The sequence below is a fragment of the Microbacterium sp. CH12i genome, from assembly GCF_000685355.1.
Lineage (GTDB): Bacteria > Actinomycetota > Actinomycetes > Actinomycetales > Microbacteriaceae > Microbacterium.
In genome coordinates, this window is the sequence record NZ_JHET01000011.1 from 1 (window position 1) to 17,392 (window position 17,392).

The 17,392-nt window shown below is 63.5% G+C and carries 20 protein-coding genes and 1 pseudogene; 16 read left to right on the forward strand and 5 right to left on the reverse strand.

Annotation, left to right across the window (positions count from 1 at the left end):
- On the forward strand, positions 1 to 315 hold a 315-nt coding region (locus DC31_RS14490), incomplete at its 5' end, for an IS5/IS1182 family transposase (RefSeq protein ID WP_036281357.1).
- Between the two features lie 123 nt (positions 316 to 438).
- Here DC31_RS14490 and DC31_RS18515 read toward each other — a convergent pair.
- Positions 439 to 693, reverse strand: coding sequence for a hypothetical protein (locus DC31_RS18515; RefSeq protein ID WP_160173250.1), 255 nt, complete (start codon positions 691 to 693; stop codon positions 439 to 441).
- 13 nt (positions 694 to 706) lie between these two features.
- On the opposite strand from DC31_RS18515, the gene DC31_RS18520 reads away from it, so the two are divergent.
- Positions 707 to 1,312 (forward strand): alpha/beta hydrolase family protein, encoded by a 606-nt coding sequence (locus DC31_RS18520; protein WP_235201549.1) that lies wholly within the window; start codon positions 707 to 709, stop codon positions 1,310 to 1,312.
- A 340-nt stretch (positions 1,313 to 1,652) separates the two neighbouring features.
- Here the strand turns inward: DC31_RS18520 and DC31_RS14500 are convergent, their stop codons facing one another.
- From DC31_RS14500 to DC31_RS14520, 4 genes are all read right to left on the reverse strand, one after another.
- Positions 1,653 to 2,126, reverse strand: coding sequence for a hypothetical protein (locus DC31_RS14500; RefSeq protein ID WP_051607051.1), 474 nt, complete (start codon positions 2,124 to 2,126; stop codon positions 1,653 to 1,655).
- Positions 2,127 to 2,233: 107 nt separating this feature from the next.
- Positions 2,234 to 2,932, reverse strand: a complete 699-nt coding sequence (locus DC31_RS14505; RefSeq protein ID WP_200872946.1) for a dioxygenase family protein — start codon at positions 2,930 to 2,932, stop codon at positions 2,234 to 2,236.
- Complete coding sequence (locus DC31_RS14510) at positions 2,929 to 3,984, reverse strand: CapA family protein (protein ID WP_081813889.1); 1,056 nt, start codon at positions 3,982 to 3,984, stop codon at positions 2,929 to 2,931. Before DC31_RS14510 ends, DC31_RS14505 begins: the two co-directional genes overlap by 4 nt.
- A 178-nt stretch (positions 3,985 to 4,162) precedes the next feature.
- Positions 4,163 to 4,981: a hypothetical protein gene (locus DC31_RS14520; protein WP_036281366.1), complete on the reverse strand. Its 819-nt coding sequence runs from the start codon at positions 4,979 to 4,981 to the stop codon at positions 4,163 to 4,165.
- 282 nt (positions 4,982 to 5,263) lie between these two features.
- Here DC31_RS14520 and DC31_RS14525 point away from each other — a divergent pair, with 282 nt between their 5' ends.
- The 14 genes and pseudogenes from DC31_RS14525 to DC31_RS14585 all read left to right on the forward strand — a co-directional run.
- Entirely contained in the window at positions 5,264 to 5,953 is a 690-nt protein-coding gene (locus DC31_RS14525; RefSeq protein ID WP_036281368.1) for a Crp/Fnr family transcriptional regulator, read from the forward strand.
- Between the two features lie 129 nt (positions 5,954 to 6,082).
- Positions 6,083 to 7,351 (forward strand): ABC transporter substrate-binding protein, encoded by a 1,269-nt coding sequence (locus DC31_RS14530; RefSeq protein ID WP_036281371.1) that lies wholly within the window; start codon positions 6,083 to 6,085, stop codon positions 7,349 to 7,351.
- A gap of 151 nt (positions 7,352 to 7,502) precedes the next feature.
- Positions 7,503 to 7,814, forward strand: a pseudogene (locus tag DC31_RS20645) (ATP-binding cassette domain-containing protein); the annotation flags it as partial.
- A 29-nt stretch (positions 7,815 to 7,843) separates the two neighbouring features.
- The gene (locus DC31_RS19720; protein WP_235201548.1) at positions 7,844 to 8,284 is read left to right on the forward strand and encodes an ATP-binding cassette domain-containing protein; all 441 of its coding nucleotides are present in this window, start codon (positions 7,844 to 7,846) and stop codon (positions 8,282 to 8,284) included.
- A complete protein-coding gene (locus tag DC31_RS14540) occupies positions 8,271 to 8,981 on the forward strand; it encodes an ABC transporter ATP-binding protein (protein ID WP_036281373.1) in 711 nt (236 codons plus the stop codon). Before DC31_RS19720 ends, DC31_RS14540 begins: the two co-directional genes overlap by 14 nt.
- A gap of 2 nt (positions 8,982 to 8,983) precedes the next feature.
- The gene (locus DC31_RS14545) at positions 8,984 to 9,865 is read left to right on the forward strand and encodes a branched-chain amino acid ABC transporter permease (protein ID WP_036281374.1); all 882 of its coding nucleotides are present in this window, start codon (positions 8,984 to 8,986) and stop codon (positions 9,863 to 9,865) included.
- Positions 9,865 to 10,911: a branched-chain amino acid ABC transporter permease gene (locus DC31_RS14550; RefSeq protein ID WP_051607053.1), complete on the forward strand. Its 1,047-nt coding sequence runs from the start codon at positions 9,865 to 9,867 to the stop codon at positions 10,909 to 10,911. Before DC31_RS14545 ends, DC31_RS14550 begins: the two co-directional genes overlap by 1 nt.
- A 244-nt stretch (positions 10,912 to 11,155) precedes the next feature.
- On the forward strand, positions 11,156 to 12,286 hold the full coding sequence (locus DC31_RS14555) for a CaiB/BaiF CoA transferase family protein (protein ID WP_051607055.1): 1,131 nt from the start codon (positions 11,156 to 11,158) through the stop codon (positions 12,284 to 12,286).
- Between the two features lie 36 nt (positions 12,287 to 12,322).
- Positions 12,323 to 13,450 (forward strand): hypothetical protein, encoded by a 1,128-nt coding sequence (locus DC31_RS14560; RefSeq protein WP_036281376.1) that lies wholly within the window; start codon positions 12,323 to 12,325, stop codon positions 13,448 to 13,450.
- Positions 13,447 to 14,631 (forward strand): thiolase family protein, encoded by a 1,185-nt coding sequence (locus tag DC31_RS14565; RefSeq protein WP_036281379.1) that lies wholly within the window; start codon positions 13,447 to 13,449, stop codon positions 14,629 to 14,631. The genes DC31_RS14560 and DC31_RS14565 overlap by 4 nt, the downstream gene beginning before the upstream one ends.
- 47 nt (positions 14,632 to 14,678) lie before the next feature.
- The gene (locus DC31_RS17825) at positions 14,679 to 15,107 is read left to right on the forward strand and encodes a Zn-ribbon domain-containing OB-fold protein (protein ID WP_160173251.1); all 429 of its coding nucleotides are present in this window, start codon (positions 14,679 to 14,681) and stop codon (positions 15,105 to 15,107) included.
- A gap of 9 nt (positions 15,108 to 15,116) precedes the next feature.
- A complete protein-coding gene (locus tag DC31_RS14575; protein ID WP_036281385.1) occupies positions 15,117 to 16,073 on the forward strand; it encodes a cyclase family protein in 957 nt (318 codons plus the stop codon).
- A 26-nt stretch (positions 16,074 to 16,099) separates the two neighbouring features.
- Positions 16,100 to 17,056: a 3-keto-5-aminohexanoate cleavage protein gene (locus DC31_RS14580; RefSeq protein ID WP_036281388.1), complete on the forward strand. Its 957-nt coding sequence runs from the start codon at positions 16,100 to 16,102 to the stop codon at positions 17,054 to 17,056.
- 47 nt (positions 17,057 to 17,103) lie between these two features.
- Positions 17,104 to 17,392: IS5 family transposase (locus DC31_RS14585; protein WP_036281390.1), on the forward strand; the 289-nt coding region annotated here is incomplete at its 3' end.

Consider the following 17,392-nt stretch of genomic DNA (forward strand, 5'->3'; position numbering starts at 1 on the left):
CCTGCACGCACGAGACCCGACCGGGTGCTCGCGGACAAGGGCTACCCGTCAAAGAAGAACCGGGCGTGGCTGCGCGAGCACGGCATCAAGGCCACGATCCCCGAGCGCGACGACCAGATCGCGCACCGACGCAAGCGACCCGGTCGCCCGATCAACTTCGGCCTCGAGCAGCAGCAACGCTACAAGGGCCGCAACGTCGTCGAACGATGCTTCAGCTTCATCAAGCAGTGGCGAGGACTCGCGTCACGCTACGACAAGACCGCCACCTCATACGCAGCCGGACTCAACCTCGCCGCAGCACTCCAATGGATATAGCAACACGGCCTAGGGCCCTTCCTCACGACCAGATCCGCTGGGTGAAGGTATGACTTCACGTTATCCGGCCGATGTTTCACTGAGGTTTGGTCAAGTCCCGTGTTGTGGATGCTCCTATTGCTGTCAAGCGGTCTCCGGTGGGCTGAGCTGAGCGAGGGCGAGGCTTGCGCGTTGTTCGAGTTCGGGGTCAGCGCGGGTGCCGATCTCGAACAACGCGCGACCCTCGCACTCGCCCGACTCGCCCCACCGCCGGACGCTTGACAGCAATAGGAGCATCCACGCTACGGGACGCACCCAAGCAACGGATGTCGAGGTATCTACAGCAGAGGGTCCAGCGCCCGCCTGGCTCATCCCTTGCCCGGGAGGACTCTCGAGCACGTGGGCGATTCACATCCATGGACTCGGCAGTCCCCGTGCGGGAACGCTTCGAGGAGCGCAGGTCGCTGTCGGCGCCGGATTGACCTCATTGGTGGTGAGTTACAGGAACGACGGGGAAGGTCCCACCGTAGGCACCGGGCGGTCGGAGCTTGGTGCCGCTGAGTTACAGGACGTGCGAGCCGCTATCAGCTTCGCTCGCGAAAACGGGGCACATCAGGTCATCCTCTTCGGCTGGTCGATGGGCGGTGCCATCGCGCTACAGCTCGCGGATGAGCCTGAACTTCGCGACGTTGTGACCGGACTGGTACTTGAGTCGCCCATCCTGGATTGGGTCTCTACGATAAAGGCGAACTGTGCACGAGCCGGACTCCCCAAGTGGATTGCGCTGTTGGCGTTGCCATGGCTCTGCTCTCGGACCCTGTCACGCGCAACTGGTCTCCAAAACCCGATCAACTTGCGACGGTTTGCCTGGATCGCGCGAGCCAACGAATTGACCGCTCCAATACTCATCCTCCACGGACGTGGCGATACGTCGTCGCCGGTTGAGTTGGCTGCTCGTCTTAACTTCTTGCGTGCGGGACTCGTCAACCTCGAGTCTTCGACGCCGATCACACGATGACGTGGAATTCGGATCGCGAGCGGTGGCGCGAGTCCGTTCTGTCTTGGACAAAAGCCGTGGCGAGCATTGGGTAGCCACTGCAGAGTCGGCCTGACACCCGCGACCTGTTTTTCCGTTGCAACGCTGAAATCGAAAGCTTGCAGTGAGCGTCTAACGGTGATTCGATGAAACGACGCCGGAGCGCTCGAATCGGGTCGAAAAGCTGGTCCTACGGAGGAAAGATCCAGCGTCAGGCCGACTGGCGTTCGGGGGCGTTGCGACGCCCCAATCGCCGAGCGTCCAGTCACCCTGAAATCCGGGCTGCCCCTCCGGTGCATGGCCATCTCCTCGATTACCCAGACTAGAACTCGAAGAGCACCGTCTCTTGCGGCCCCTGAAGGCGGATGTCGAACCGAAGTGAACCGTCCTCTTGCGCCACTGCAACTAGCGTGCGCCGCCGGTGCTCCGGAACGATGAACAAGATCGGGTCGGCCCCATTGGCCTCCGCTTCGTCAGGGAAGTACAGGCGCGTCTGAACCTGCTTGTTTAGTCCACGTCCCCAGACGGTGAGATTGAGATGTGGTGCGACGGAGGTGCCGTCGGCTAACACGAGTCCTGTCGTGGGTTTGCGCACCCAGGTCTGCCAGACCCCGAATGGATCAGTTCGCGCGCGCGCAAACTGATCGTCGTGCCACACCTCGACGAGCCCGTCGGGGTAGGCAAGGGGCTCTTCGGCACCATCGAGCAGCGAACCCGTCAAAAGGACAGCGTCGGGCTCCCCGGGGTCGACGGCGTTTCGCAGATCCTCATCCGCGGTAAGCGCGAAGCCGAACATCGGCCTATCGTCTGCGCGGGTGTCTGTGGGACGGAGTGAGTTGGCATGGTCTGGCCTTTCGACGACGGAATGCTGGCGGGGGAGAGCGCGTATCCGGTTGGCTTCGATCACCGCAGCAGCGGGGTGGAGTCGCTTCCGCGCAACACGATGTCCCAGCGGAATGAGAGTGCCGAGTTCTCGCCTCCAGAGGTCAGCGGAGTCGCCTCCTCGTCGTACGCGACGATCAGCCTCTCACGGTCCTTGAGGTTCGGAATGGAACCGATGATCGGGTCGTTTTTCATTAGCGGATCACCGGGGAAATAGCACTGGGTGATCAGCCGCTCACTCAGGAGTCGGCCGAACAAGGAAACATGGATATGCGCGGGGCGGTACACCGTTCCCTTCGGGCCCGCGTAGGCGGCAGGACGAATGGTGGTGAACTTGTAGTTGCCCTGTTCATCGGTGAAGCAACGCCCTGCCCCCGTGAAGTTCGGATCCATCGGCATGAAGTTGGGGTCCGCCTTGTCGGCATAGCGTCCAGCGGAGTTCGCCTGCCAGATCTCAATGAGCGTGTTGGGGACGCCACGACCGTCACTGTCGAGCACACGGCCAGAGAGAACCATCCGCTGCCCTTGCGGGGGCCCGCTGTGCTGGATGGTCAGATCGTTGTCGCTCGGTTTCACTGTGACGTGCCCGAACGAGGGGCCTGCGATCTCATGAAACCAGCCATGAGGGAGGACCACTGGTGGCTCGAGCGGCCCACGCAGCCGAGTGATCGCGTAAGCGGGATGAAAATAGGGAGGGTTAACATCCAGTGGATTATTCATGCGAGCACCGAGGAGTCCTTTCGTTTCTTGTCTGAATTGGTTCGCCATTGCGGTGCGTCAGCGTTTGGGCTATCAGGGTCAGTGAGGCGTACGTATGCCCACCCATCTCGATCCGTGAGGTCGAAGCCCGTGGCGAGCTCGTGGTCCGCGGTCATCTTCGCGACGTAGTCACCTACCGCCCTCGCTCGCAGGTCATCAGGCGCCATCGCGGTCGTGGATCCGTCAGCCATCATCTGGGCCGGGAAAAACCCTGCCGCGCGCACCGGGTTCTCGCCTCGTCCGAGCGTGAGGGAGACGATCATGCTCTGGCGGGATTCCTCGGCGAATGGCCACAGCGGAAACTCTTCTGCAGGCGCCCGGTAGAGAGCCATCGGACCGTGCTTCTTCACCGCGCTGGCGCGCCCCTGAGGTGTGACCACCTCGTCGCGGAAGTGATGAACGAGCGCTCCAAGTCCGTAGAAGATGGGGCGTCCCCGATGCCACTCGATTGGCCTCAGGGCGTGATGGTGAGTGCACAGCACAGCATCGGCGCCGTGATCGACAGCGTCGCGCGCCAGCTCGAACTCGTAGGCCATCAGGCCCTCCAGCACGCTGGAGGATCCCCAGTGCATAGACACGATCACGGCGTCAGCCACTTCGCGAGCGGCCGCGATCGCCAAATGGAACCTCTCGAGATCCTCCGGGAAGGGAATGGTCGAGATGACCGGTCTCACTCCGGGCTCCCAGAAATTGTCGTCGGGATCGAGGTACGCGGTCGTCAGCCTGAGCGGGGCGAGTCCGGGACGTGTCGGCCGAGCTTCATAGCCCTTTGGGAACACGCTGGCGAATCCGAGAATCGCCACTCGCACCCCGGCGATCTCGGTGGTGTACGGACGAAGTGCACCTTCGAGGTCATCGCCGGCCCCCGCGGTGCCTATGCCCATGCCAGAGAGGGTTGTGCGGGTGTCCTCAAGGCCGACGTACCCGCCGTCAAGCACGTGATTGTTCGACAGCGTCATCACGGTGAAGCCCGCGTCTCGGAGTGGCCGGGCGTGTGCGACGGATGCGCCCATGAAATGCTTTCGCGTGGGGGACTCGGCAGGACGATCGCTGTAGACGCCTCGCAATTGCCCAGCACTATGTCACCCGCCGACAGCACTGGCTCTACCCCGGCGAACACGGCTGTGCCGTCTTCCACATCGGTGAAGACATCGCCCACTGCGCGAAGTTCAAGTTCGTCGTTCTGCACCACTACGCCGCCCGTCCGCACCGCAGGTCTATCAGCGTTCCGCTGGGCATGCGCAGCCAGTGGGAGGTTCCGCTATCGTCAGCCTCGGTTGAGATGCCGCTGTAGCCGGCCTCGACAAGTCGTTGCCTGAGCGGGTCGAAATCGCTCGGTGCTCCAGCATCGAGCACGATGTGGTGCGCGATTCCGACGCCGTACGTCCACGAACCGGGCACCCGGTAGGGTTCAGCGAGCAGCTCGATGCCGCCGCCGGACTTGTCTTCGAAACGATAGCGACCCACCTCCATGTCCTGCCCCAGGTGCTCGCCGCCGAGGAGATGGACGATGAAGTCGTGGATTTCGCGCACATCGATCACCGAAAGGGTCACGCTGTACAGTCCGACTATCCGGGTGGTGTTCGAATCTGGCGAACCATCCTCGTCATCGGGCTGCGGCATTTCGGTGAGCGTGTAGCGCACCCCGGACGGGCCGGCGAACGCCAGGCGCGGCAAGAGGAAGAGCACCTCGGCGGTGTCGACGTGAGCGTCGTACAGGCGAGTGCGCCAAGCGGCCAGCGAACCGACCGGGATACCGAGGTTTACTGCCTTCGGCATTTCCGTGCCCAAACGGCCACGGGGACCCTCAGCACCCAGGCAGTATGCGACGAGAAGCGCTTCAGCGGCCCCACCATCGAGACCGAATGCCACCACTTCGCCAGGGTTGCCCCACAATGTCGTGCTGTCACGCCGGACGCACCGCAGTCCGAGTATCCGCTCGTGGAAGTCGACCTCACGATGGGCGTCGGACGCGCCGAAGGCAAAGCGCTTCACGCTGTGTATCGTCATTCTCTTGCACTCCTTTAGACGTCTGGAGACTCACCGTCCGTCCACATCATGCCCGGTCGCCGGTAGGATTGATGTGACCCTGATCACGTGACCCGTACGCTGAATTGCACCGTAGACCGGATCAGGAAAAGACAGTTGAGGTGCGCAGTGGCAAGAATCGGACTCACGCGTCCGGCCGGCTCGAGGAATGCAGATCGCGAGGAGGATGAGGCGTTACGCCAAGACGTAACGCGGGCGTGGTCGAGGAGTTTCCTTGCGAGCCACCCCAACGGTTTGGCGGCCATGGCCGAAGACGGCGTGCTTGCCACCCATGCGCCCGGCGACCTCATTTTCGAGGGAACGGACCCAGGAGCGCTCAGTCCGCTCCTGCTCGTGAGCGGCCTCGCCCGCACGAGGCTGACCCAGGCGTCGGGCCGGATGGTGACGGTACGGTACGCAAGGCCCGGCGCAATCATAGGCCTTGTGCCGTTCTTCATCCGGATGGACCCGAGCCGACCGCGCCTCACGAACTGGGCAACATCCTGGCGGCAAGTGGGCGGCGAATCGCGGGACGTAGAAGTGCTGCAGAAGACGGTGGTGCTGCACCTGAACGTTAATCGGGTGCGTGCGGCGATGACCACCCACCCAGATCTCGTGATGCTGTGCGCGAGGAACATCGCAGAGCAGCTCGTGGCGACGCAGCAGCGGCTTGCCGACGAATTGTTCCAGCCCGTGCGATCACGGCTGGCCACCCATCTCCTCACACTCGCGGACCGTTCGGGCGCGGTGATCGTCGTCCGCGTATCACACGAAGCGATCGCGGGTGCGCTTGGTTCGGTGCGCGAAGTGGTCTCCCGCCAACTCAAGCAGCTTGAACGCGAGGGCATCCTGCGTCGTTCGGATGGCGCAGGGAGGTACATCGAGATCGTCAAGCCGGAGGTGCTCCGCCAGATAGCGCTGGGCGAAGAGCCGCTGCTCGGCGAGGGTCGCTGAGGATTCTCGCAGTCCAGCTACTGACCAAGATCCTTCGCGGACAAAAGTCACAGAGCATATCTTCTGGCTGCGCTTATGGTTGCCGTCACCCGCCTAGACGGAATCCAACAGCAGAGACAAGGACCAAGCATGATCATTCGTAAGAAGCTTGCGGGCGCCATCGGCATCGTTGCCATGGCATCCGCGGCCGTGCTCGTACTCAGCGGATGCACGCGCGATGGAGGTGGCAGCGCCAACGGTGACACCGGCGGGGTGACTTCAAGCCCGGGAATCACCGACACCACCCTTACCTTCGGCATTACGACGCCGCTCAGCGGTCCTCTTGCCGGTCCGGGAAACTGCGCTGCAGATGGTGCGGTTGCCTACTTCGAGTCCAGGAACGCGGCCGGCGGCATTACTTTCGGCGACGGCAAGACTCGCACGATCGAATTGAGCCTGTTCGACGACCAGCTGGACCCCCAGAAGGCACTCGGCAATTTCCAGCAGATGGTGGCAGATGGAGTCTTTGCTGCTGGCATCGGTCTGGGAACCGCAACGAACCGAGCGTGGCGTGAGGCTGCCATCGACGAAGAGGTCCCGCAAGTGCTCATAATCAGTGGTGATCCGATCTTCAGTGATCGCCAGGAGAGCCCATGGCAACTGGGCCTCCCGCCGACGTACCCCCAAGAGGGAGCCGCGTTCGGCAAGGCGCTTATCGACTCGGGCGAGCCCCACAAGGTGGCGATCCTGCAGATGAACGATGACTACGGAGCCGGCTACGTCGAAGGCTTCAAGGCCGCTGTTGAGGGCAGTCCTGATATCGAGATTGTCGGGGAGGCCTTGTTTGCGGCCAGCGACACGAGCGTCGACCCGCAGATCACTGAGCTCGCGGGTACCGGCGCCGACGTGATCCTGAATGCGAACGGTGTCACACCGCTTGCCATCGGCGCGATGCAGAAGGCACAGCAGCTGGGCTGGTTCCCGAGCTGGATGCTGCCGTCGAATACCGCGAGCCCGAGCGGCGTCATTGAGCCGGGTGGTGGAGATGCCTACCCAGGCATCTACACCGTTGCCTTTGCTCAGGACGTCAACAGCCCGGCAGTGAAGGACAGCGATGAGGGCAAGGCGCTCCTGTCGGCTCTGGCCGAGTACACCAATCAGGAGGCAGCGCCCAGCTTCCCGCACTGCGTGTGGAGTTGGATAGCGGCCGCGACGCTCGAGCATGCGTTCACCATCATGGAGGAGCCCACGCGCGAGAGCTTCATGGAGGCGATGCTCAGCATCTCCGACTTCCGCGCTCCGCTGATGATGCCAGGCACTGCGATCAACTCCACCATTGACGGCATCCCCGCGGTGGCTGAGGTCGTGCTCCAGAAGTTCAATGGTGAGGGCTACGTCACAGTCGATGCAATCGGCTGACACTTGGGCTTGAGGCACTCGCAGTCTGGGGCCGGGTGTTCCCACCCGGCCCCAGCAGGCGATGGTGGCTTCGCCGGTTCGGTACTCGGCCGTGCTGGCGACAAATTCCAAGGTCGCTTGCGCACCGCTATAAGAGAGGTAACGGTTTCTGATGGGCGCTGAACTGGTGGTGCAGGGTGTCAACCTGCATTTCGGTGGTGTGAAGGTGCTTGACGACGTGAGCTTCACGGTCGCGGCTGGCCAGATCTTCGGACTCGTCGGACCGAATGGTGCCGGCAAGACCTCGCTGTTCAACTGCATCAGCGGGCACTACCGACCGTCGTCGGGAAGTGTGCGTATCGACGAAGTTGAGGTGCTGTCCAAGCCGTCGTGGCGGATGTCGCGGCTGGGCCTGGCACGCACGTTCCAGCATGCAGCGCTGCAGCTGCACGAGACTGTGCTCGAGAACGTCATGCTCGGCGCGCAGCCGCACCTTCGAGGCGGCCCGTTGTCGTGGTCGCTGCGCCTGCCGTTCACCCGCAAGGACGAGCGTGGCGAGCGTATGCGCGCCTGGAGCTGCTCGAACGACTGGGTCTGGGGTGGGCTGCGCAGCGCACGCCCGACGAACTCTCGCACGGTCTGCACAAGGGCATTGAGCTGTGCCGGGCGCTCATGCTCAAGCCCCGCCTGCTGCTGCTTGACGAGCCTGCCGCCGGCCTGCCCCACGCCGAGGTCGACCGGCTCATCGAGCTGGTGCGCGCTGTTCGCAGCAACTTCGATGTCACGGTCGTGGTCGTCGAGCACAATATGGGTCTCATCTCGGCGCTGACCGAGCAGGTCATGGTGCTCGACCATGGCCGCAAGCTCATGGAGGGCACTCCGGCGGAGGCGCAGTCCGACCCGCGGGTCATCGAGGCGTACATCGGTAAGGAGGCCGCGGATGACGCTGCTTGAGCTCGAAGATGTGACCGCGTCGTACGGTTCCGTGCAAGTCCTCGACGGCGTGTCGCTATCTGTGCCCGATGGCGGTGCAGTGGGTATTCTCGGTGCGAACGGTGCAGGCAAGACCACGACGCTGCGGGCCATCAGCGGGTCGGTGCGCACGACCGGACGGATCATGTTCGACGGCCGCAATATTCGCAGCCTGCGACCCGAGCAGGTCGCGAAACTCGGGATCGCGCACGTGCCCGAGGGCCGTGGCACGCTCGGCCAGCTGACGGTGCGCGAGAATCTGCGCGTCGGCGCCTACCTTCGCAAGGACCGCAAGGGAGTGGCGTCAGACGTCGACTACCTGCTTGACCTGTTCCCGCAACTGCGCAATCGCATCTCGTCGAGTGCCTCGGCACTGTCCGGCGGTGAGCAGCAGATGCTTGCGGTATGTCGCGCCGTCATGGCCAAACCGAGATTATTGGTGCTGGACGAAGCATCCCTCGGACTCGCCCCGAGCACCGCGAAGACGGTGTACCAGGCGATCCAGCGACTGCGCACCGATGCGGGGATCGCCATGCTCATCGTCGAGCAGAACGCGAACCTCGCTTTCACCGTCGTCGATTCCGCCACGGTGCTCGAGACAGGCCGCAATGTCCTGACCGGGTCGTCGGCTGAACTTAGGGGCATGGACGAGATCCGCCGTGCCTATTTGGGAGCGTGAGCGTGGGTACCTTCATCCAGCTGGTGATTGACGGACTGTCTGCGGGGTCGATCTACGCCGCACTGGCTTTGGCGATCGTGCTGGTCAACCAATCGACGGGACTCATCAACTTCTCGCAGGGTGCGATGGCAGTGCTGTCGGCGTACATCGCGTACGTGCTCATGGGGTGGGGGCTTCCCCTGCTGCTCGCGATCCTTGGGGCGTTGATCGTCTCATTCGTACTTGGTGCCGTGGTCGAGCGGCTGGTGATCCGCCGGTTCGAGGGCGGCGATCCCGACACCGCTGTGGTGGTGACGATCGGCCTGCTCACTCTGTTCACCGGTATCTGTGGATGGCTGTGGGGGTACAACAACATCCAGTTCCCGTCGCTGTTCCCCCTCGACACCGTGAACCTTTTCGGTGCGGTGGTCAGCGTGCGCTCACTTGGCACGATCGGGGTGACCGTCGCGATCATGATCGTGCTGCAGCTGCTGTTCGTCGGCACGAAGCTCGGGCTAGCTCTGCGCGCCGTGTCGATTAACCCGACCTCGGCTGCGCTGTCCGGGCTTCCGGTCGGACGCCTGCTGATGGTCGGCTGGGGGCTGGCCGCAGCCCTCGGCGCGGTCGCAGGAGCGCTGGTTGCCCCGCAGCTCAGCCTGACCCCGACGATGATGGACTCCGCGCTTGTCTACGCTCTGGCCGCCGTCATCATAGGCGGAATGAATAGCCCCCTGGGCGCCGCGGTGGCAGCGTGGGGCATTGGCGTGCTCGAGAACCTCGCGGCCGTGTACGTGCCGTTCATCGGCTATGACCTGAAGATCGCGGTGCCGTTCATCATCCTATTCATTGTGCTGCTGCTGCGCCCGCAAGGCCTGTTCGGCAGGAAGGTCGTGGTGCGCGTCTGATGAGCACTCTTTCGAATCTCGTGCGTGCCCCCTGGGTACGCAGGGCAGCCCTGCCGGTCGCACTGGTGGTGCTCGCAGTGCTGCCGTTGATGCTGCCGGCGTTCGCGAACCAGACCCTTACCCGCGTCGGCGTCTACGCCGTCGCGATACTCGGGCTGAACATCATCATGGGCTATACCGGGCAGGTTATGCTCGGTCAGATCTTCTTCCTCGGAGTGGGCGCGTACGTCACCGCCTACGGGGTCACGCACGACTGGAACGTCCTGCTGATCTTCGTGGCCGCCTGCGTCATCCCGGCTGTCCTCGGCCTGATCATCGCTCTGGCCGCCGCGCGCCTGGGTGGGCTCGCGATCGCGATGGTCACGATCGCGCTGCCCATCATCGGCGTTCCGCTGGCGAAACGACTATCGGAGTTCACGGGCGGCTCGCAGGGCACCTCGGCGCGCTTCTCCTCCGCGCCCGACTGGAGCGGGCTCTACGACGATCAGTGGCAGTACTACATCGTCGTCGGCATCGCAGTCATCGCTTTCCTCCTCGCCTATAACCTGGTGCGCGGCAAGTACGGCCGGGCCATGCGCGTCGTCAAGGAAAACGAGAACGTCGCCCGTTCGATGGGCATCTCGCCGTACCGATACAAGGTCATGGCGTTCACAATCGCCTCGATCTTCGGCGGCGCAAGCGGGTTCCTCTACATGGTCGCGGTGCAGTACACCTCGCCCGAGACGATGGCGTTCCACCATTCGATCAACCTGTTGGCGGCCATGGTCGTCGGCGGGGCGGCCAGTATCGCCGGATCGATCATCGGCGGGGTCTACTACGTGCTCGTCCCGCAGGTCACCAACGCCATCGATCCGACCATTACCGCGATCAGCCAGGGCATTATCCTTGTCGCCGTCCTGTTCGTACTACCTGGCGGTCTCGTCTCCCTTCCTCGCAGCATCCGAAAGCTTGCCGCCCGCCGCCGCGGCGGCACGGCCAATGGCGACCCGTCACCGGGGACAGCGTCACCGTCTGCTGAGACCGCGGAGGTACCGCGCGCCAAGTAGTTGGCAGCAGCCCCGCCCATCGAGTTCGAGGCGATTGTCAGCACGACTGTTGAACAGGCGCCGTGATGCGCTGTTGGTGCAGAGACCCGTTGGGACGCGGACGACGGTCGTCAGCGGACGGAAGTCACAGAGAACGCGGGAGATTCTTCCTACAGTTGCCGTCACAGGGTGGGGTACACCGCGTGGCAATGCACCCCGGCCAGCACGTCTCCCCGCTCACCGAATTGATGGAGGATTTCCCACTATGGCACTTCTGACAGGCGTGCGCGTCGTGGACTTCAGCGCCGCCGCCGCCGGACCTTTCTGTACGCAGCTCCTGGGTGATCTGGGCGCCGAGGTCATCAAGATCGAGCCGCCCACCGGGGAACACGGCCGACACTGGGGTGACACGCGCATAGGGGATAAGTCGTTCCTTTACCTCGCCGGCAACCGCAACAAGAAGTCGGTCGTCGTTGACCTCAAGTCCGCTCAGGGCCGCGCCGACGTCGAGCGCCTGGTAGAGAGCGCCGACGTCGTCGTCTCCTCGTATGCCCCGCCGCGGGCTGCTCAGTTTCACATTGACTACGCGTCACTCAAGAAGGTGCGTGCCGACCTGATCTACGTTTCGATCACTGGATACGGCGCGACCGGGCCACGCATGAACGCCAATGGCATGGACGTGCTGCTGCAGGCCGATACCGGCATCATGAGCTTCACCGGCGAGCCGGGCCGGCCGTCCGTGCGGATGGCGATCAGCGCCCTCGACATCATGACGGGAGCAATGGGGTTCGCCGGTGCGATGGCCGCCCTGCGTGAGCGAGACACGTCAGGCGAGGGTCAACTCGTCGACGTCTCGCTTTACGACAGCGCGATGTCCATGCTGCTGTGGGCGGTCCCTCAGGTCTCCGCTACAGGCGTCAACCCCCGCAAGATGGGCAGCGACTTCGAGCACCTGTTCCCATACTCAGTCTGGGAGCTCGCCGACGGATACGCGTTCATCGGTTCGCCCAATGACGGCAGCTGGCGTTTCCTCGCCGAGCAGCTCGGCCGCGCCGACCTCATTGACGACCCTCGCTTCGCGACGAATCCAGCCCGCGTGGCGAACCGCGAAGACCTCCGCGAGATCCTGGCACCACTACTCGGCGCGGAGCCGCTGGAGCACTGGCTCGAGACGCTTCCCGCCGGTGGCGTTCTTGTCTCGCAGATTCGCGAGGTCGACGACGCGATCGCAGACCCGCACGCGCTCGCGCGAGGAGCAGTACGCGACCTACCGGGCTTCCCTGGCATCAAGGTTCCGGGGCCACCCCTGCACCTTGAGCGGGGAATGCTTCCGGAGTCAGAGTGGACGGCACCGCCGAGCCTCGGAGCAGACAACGACAAATACCTGTCGTTGTAGACGTTTCCATCCGCGAATAGAAAAGGACCCCACCCTATGAGCAAGACCGCCCTTGTGATCGGCGGCACAGGACCTAGTGGGCCGAAGATCGTTCGCGGACTCCTCGAGCGTGGCTACGACGTCACCATCCTCCATGGGGGACAGCACGAGAACGGCGCCATACCGCCCGAAGTGCAGCATATCCACGCCGACCCGCACTTTGCCGAGACGCTATTGCCCGCCGTCGAAGGGCGTCACGATGACCTCGTGCTCGCACAGTACGGACGCCTCAAGACGATCGTCGACGTCGTTTCGGGCCGCACGCCCCGCCTGATCGCGATCGGTGGCGCCACTGGACTGGCGGCCTCGACCGCTGATCCCGGGTGGGGCCCAATCGGCAAGCCCGCGCTGCTCACCGAACATCGGATCCTTCCTGAGCACGACATCGAGAAGAACAAGATCGCGTATCGGATGGTCGAAGCGCAGAATCACCTGTTCAGTGCGCATCGGCATGGCGCGTTCAGTGCCACTTACCTCGGCTACCCGCCGCTGTACGGCCCAAACCAACTGGCGCCCCAGGACTGGACGGTAGTGCGGCGGGCGCTCGACGGAAGGGCAACGCTCGTCCTCCCCGATGGCGGGCTGCGCCTCGAAACCCGCGCATACTCGCAGAACGTCGCGAACGCGGTGCTACTCGCAGCGGACAAGCCAGAGGAGAGCGCTGGAAAGCGATACATCGTCACCGACCCGCACACGTACACGATGCGTCAGCGCGTCGAGTACATTGCTTCGCTTCTTGGCCACACGTTCGAGATCATCGATCTGCCCTGGGAACTCGCGCGTCCCGCGCACCCCTTGTATCGGCACATTCGCGATCACAGCCTGACCGATTCGATGCTGATCCGCGCAGAGCTCGGATACACGGACGAGTTCGCACCGGCGGATGCCGTCAAGTCGACGGTGGAATGGCTGCTGGAAAATCGGCCCGAGCCCGGCGGCGCCGTCGAGAATCAGATCGGCGACCCGTTCGACTATGACGCTGAAGACCGGCTCGTCCATGTCGCCCGTGGCGCCCTCGGCACCATCGCCGAGACCCCCTTCGAGCTGCCTGCGGCTGCGCACCAGTATCGCCACCCGAAGAAGCCCGGCGAGAAATGGGCCAGACAGGGAGCGGAGAAGAAGTGAAGCTCGCCACGCAGGAGGCTTGCATCGTCGGGATCGGGCAGAGCGACTTCGGGTTCTCGCTGGGGAAGAGCCCGTTGCGCCTGCAGGCGGAGGCATTCAATGCCGCCCTCGCGGACTCCGGGTTGTCCCGCGGCGACGTCGACGGATTCGTGACCGCGCATGGCGCCCCCCGCGGCGTCGACTACGAGGAGTTCATCTCGGCGATGGGCTTGGACATCCGCTATGTCGACCAGGCATGGTCGCATGGTCGCTGGGCCACAGGAGTCACGACGTCGGCGGCACTCGCCGTGATGGCGGGTCTTGCCGACGTCGTCGCCGTCTGCAACACGACCTCGACCGCGCGGGGCTATCAGCGGCACCTGGGAACGCCCGCGGGGTATGGACTCGATGAGGGACTGCGCGACTTCGGCGGCGGTCACGGTGAGTGGGGTACGACGGGAATCGATACCCCGGGCTCGGCAACGGCGCTCGTCGCGAAGCGATACATGGAGAAGTACGGGGCCGGCTCAGACGACCTCGCCCGAATCGCCTCGGGCTACCGACGCAATGCACAGCTGAATCCGAAGGCGATCCTCCGTGACAAGGAATTGACCCTCGAGAACTACTACGACGAGCCCATCATTGCGGCACCCTTCCGCCGCAGCGACTACGCGCTCGCGAACGAGGGTTCGAACGTGATGATCATCACATCCGTCGAACGCGCCAGGGACCTGCCCAACAAGCCGGTGGCGATCGCAGGGGCGCAGAGCATCCGCGCCAATCGCGACAATTATGTCCTCTTCTCCCGGCCGGGGCTGGGTGTCGGCTTCGGCGGCGATTTCCCGTTCATCGCCGACAGGCAACCGGTCTACGACCACGCGGGAGTCTCGCAATCCGACGTAGACGGTCTGTACATCTACGACTCGTTCTCCAGCAACCTTTGGATGCTGCTGGAACAGTTCGGGTTTTGCGCCGACGGCGAGGCGCCCGCCTGGGTTGCCGAGCACGGCATGGCCCCGGACGGCGTGCTGCCGATAAACACGAACGGCGGATTGCAGTCAGAAGGCCACTACTCCGGCTACGCCCACCTGGTGGAGATGGTGCGACAGCTGCGGGGCACTGCTGGGCCACGCCAAATCGCGGATGCGGAAATCCTTCAATGGGCGGCGCCATGGGGCGACTCGCTGATCCTCACCGCGTGACAGAGCCAGCGAGCGCGCACAGGATCAAAGACGGAGAGGATGGGGCAATGCTGAGAAGAGCACCGACGTATGCGGGGCCGACGCCGGTCATCCATCCCGAGAACGAACAGTTCTGGACCTCGCTCGCTGCGGGCCGACTAGAACTGCAGCGGTGCACCGCATGCAGCCGGGTACGTTTCCCGGTAGCCCCGGTGTGCTACGAGTGTGGCTCTTTGGACTACTCGTGGAAAGAGGTGGTCGGGAACGGCAACGTTGCCGTCGCCATCCGGGTTGAACGCGCGACCGGCGACCCCGTGTGGGCGAGCCAGGTGCCGTTCATCTCCGGACTCATCGACATCGCCCCAGGTCTGCGCCTGCCGGGGCGGATCTTCTGCAACTGCGGTGAGGTTCTCACGCGCGGCACCGCAGTTGCCGGCTCATACCAGCCAGGCGATGGGTTCGGTGTGCTCTGCTTCACCCATGACTGTGCTGACTAGGAGAACGACATGAATGTGAACCCGGTGCCACCCTTTCACGAGCTTCCGTTCGCCTCCGACCGGGATCGCGAACGGGCTGCGTGGTCGGTTTGGGGTGCGGACGACAGTCTGGGCTCGATCAATCGCATCGGCCCCGATCAAGTTGTCCAGGCCGCGTCGCTCGTTCGCACCGGAGACGTGATCTCCCTGAGCCTGCCGCTCGACGAACCGGACCCTGGGCTGTTCCCGGAACGACCACCCTTCTCGCACTCCGCATTCGCCACCAGAAACGGGCGCGACGACAAACTCGACGACTTCTACCTGCAGGGGTCGAGCCACTGGGACGGCCTTCGCCACATTCGATACCGGCAGTACTACTGGGGCGGAAGAACGGACGAGCACCTCGACCAGAGCGCCGACCTCGGCATCGAGAAGTGGGCGGAGCACGGAATGATCACCCGGGGAGTCCTGCTCGATGTCGCCGGACACCTGGCCAGCCGCGGAAAACCTGTCGCCTTCGACAGACGTTTCGAGATCACCGTAGAGCTTCTCGAGGAGGTCGCCGCGCAGGAAGGCGTGCGCTTCCGCGAGGGAGACATCCTGCTAGTGAGGACGGGATGGGTCGAGGGGTACCGCGCGGCACCGGACGAAGTGCGGCAGGCGATGGCGGGAACGATCGGGAACGGCTTCGAGTGCCCGGGCTTGGAATCGTCACAACAGATGGCGCAATGGCTGTGGGATGCGGGAATCGCTGGAATCACAAGCGACAACCCGGCCGTCGAGGTGCTCCCCGTCGATCGCGAGAAGGGATTCCTGCACCGACGGCTCATCGCATTGCAGGGGATGGCCGTTGGCGAACTCTGGTGGCTGCGGGACCTTGCCGAGCATTCCGCTCGTACGGGCCGATTCGAGTTCCTGCTCGTCTCCGCTCCGTTAAGGCTCACCGGTGGGGTCGGTTCGCCGGCGAACGCCTACGCGGTGTTCTAACGTATTTAAATGAGGGGGAAACAAGTATGAAGAGCGCCAAGAAGCTGATTGTGTCAGCGGCCGTTACCGGCTCCGTGCACGTGCCGTCGATGAGTGAATACTTGCCAATCACCCCGCAAGAAATCGCCAAGGCGGCGATAGCGGCCGTTGATGCTGGTGCAGCCATCGTCCATCTGCATGCCAGGCGTGCTTCGGATGGTCGGCCGGCGTTCGAACAAGAAGTGTTCGAAGAGATCCTGCCGGTTATCGCAGCTGCAACTGACGCCGTCATCAACGTCTCCACAGGTGGTTCGACCGCAATGACCGTCCAAGAGCGGCTCGCGGCGGCCACGCACTTCAGTCCAGAGCTCGCATCGCTAAACATGGGGTCGATGAACTTCGTGTTCTCCGGGATCGCCGACCGTATCACCCGGTGGCGATTCGATTGGGAGAAGGAATACGTCCTCAACTCGAACTCGCATCCGTTCCATAACACATTCGAGATGATTGAGCATGCATTGCTGGAACTTGGAGAGAAACGCGGAACCAGATTCGAGTTCGAGTGCTACGACATTGGTCACCTGTACTCGTTGGCGCATTTCGTCGACCGTGGTCTAGTCAAGCCCCCCTTTCTGGTCCAGGGGGTGTTCGGCATCCTTGGTGGGATCGGCGCGGATCACGAAAACCTCGAGCACATGGTGAGAATCGCCGACAAGCTATTCGGGAACGATTATCACTTCTCGGCCTTCGCCGCAGGTCGGAAACAAATGGAGTTCACGACGCACAGCGCCTGGCTTGGAGGCCACGTCAGAGTCGGCTTGGAGGACAACCTCTACGTCAGCAAGGGAGTAAAGGCGAAATCCACCGCGCAACAGGTTCGGAAAATCGTCGAGACCCTGAGCGACCTCGGCCGGGATATTGCTACACCCGACGACGCCCGACAAATGCTCCATCTCAAGGGCTTGGAATCCACAAGGATTCGACCAGCTGCGCTCAGGATCTAGGGCGTGTTGCTAAATCCTGTTCCGCTTGGCGGGGCGATCCTTGAAGCGTGTCGCGAGATGTCATCACAGACGAGGCGTGGGAGCTGATCAAGGACGTGTTTCCGCCGGCGAGGACGCGTGGTCGCCCTCCCGTCGATCGACGCATGGTTGTCGAGGCGACCGCGTGGCGGTTCCGGACGGGGACGGCGTGGCGTGATCTGCCCGAGCGGTTCGGGAACTGGAACACGATGTACAAGAACTTCCGTCGCTGGGCGGCCGACGGTGTCTGGGAAGACCTCCTCACCCACGTGCAGAAGCGGGCGTCTCTGCAGGGCGAGATCGACTGGGTCGTGTCGG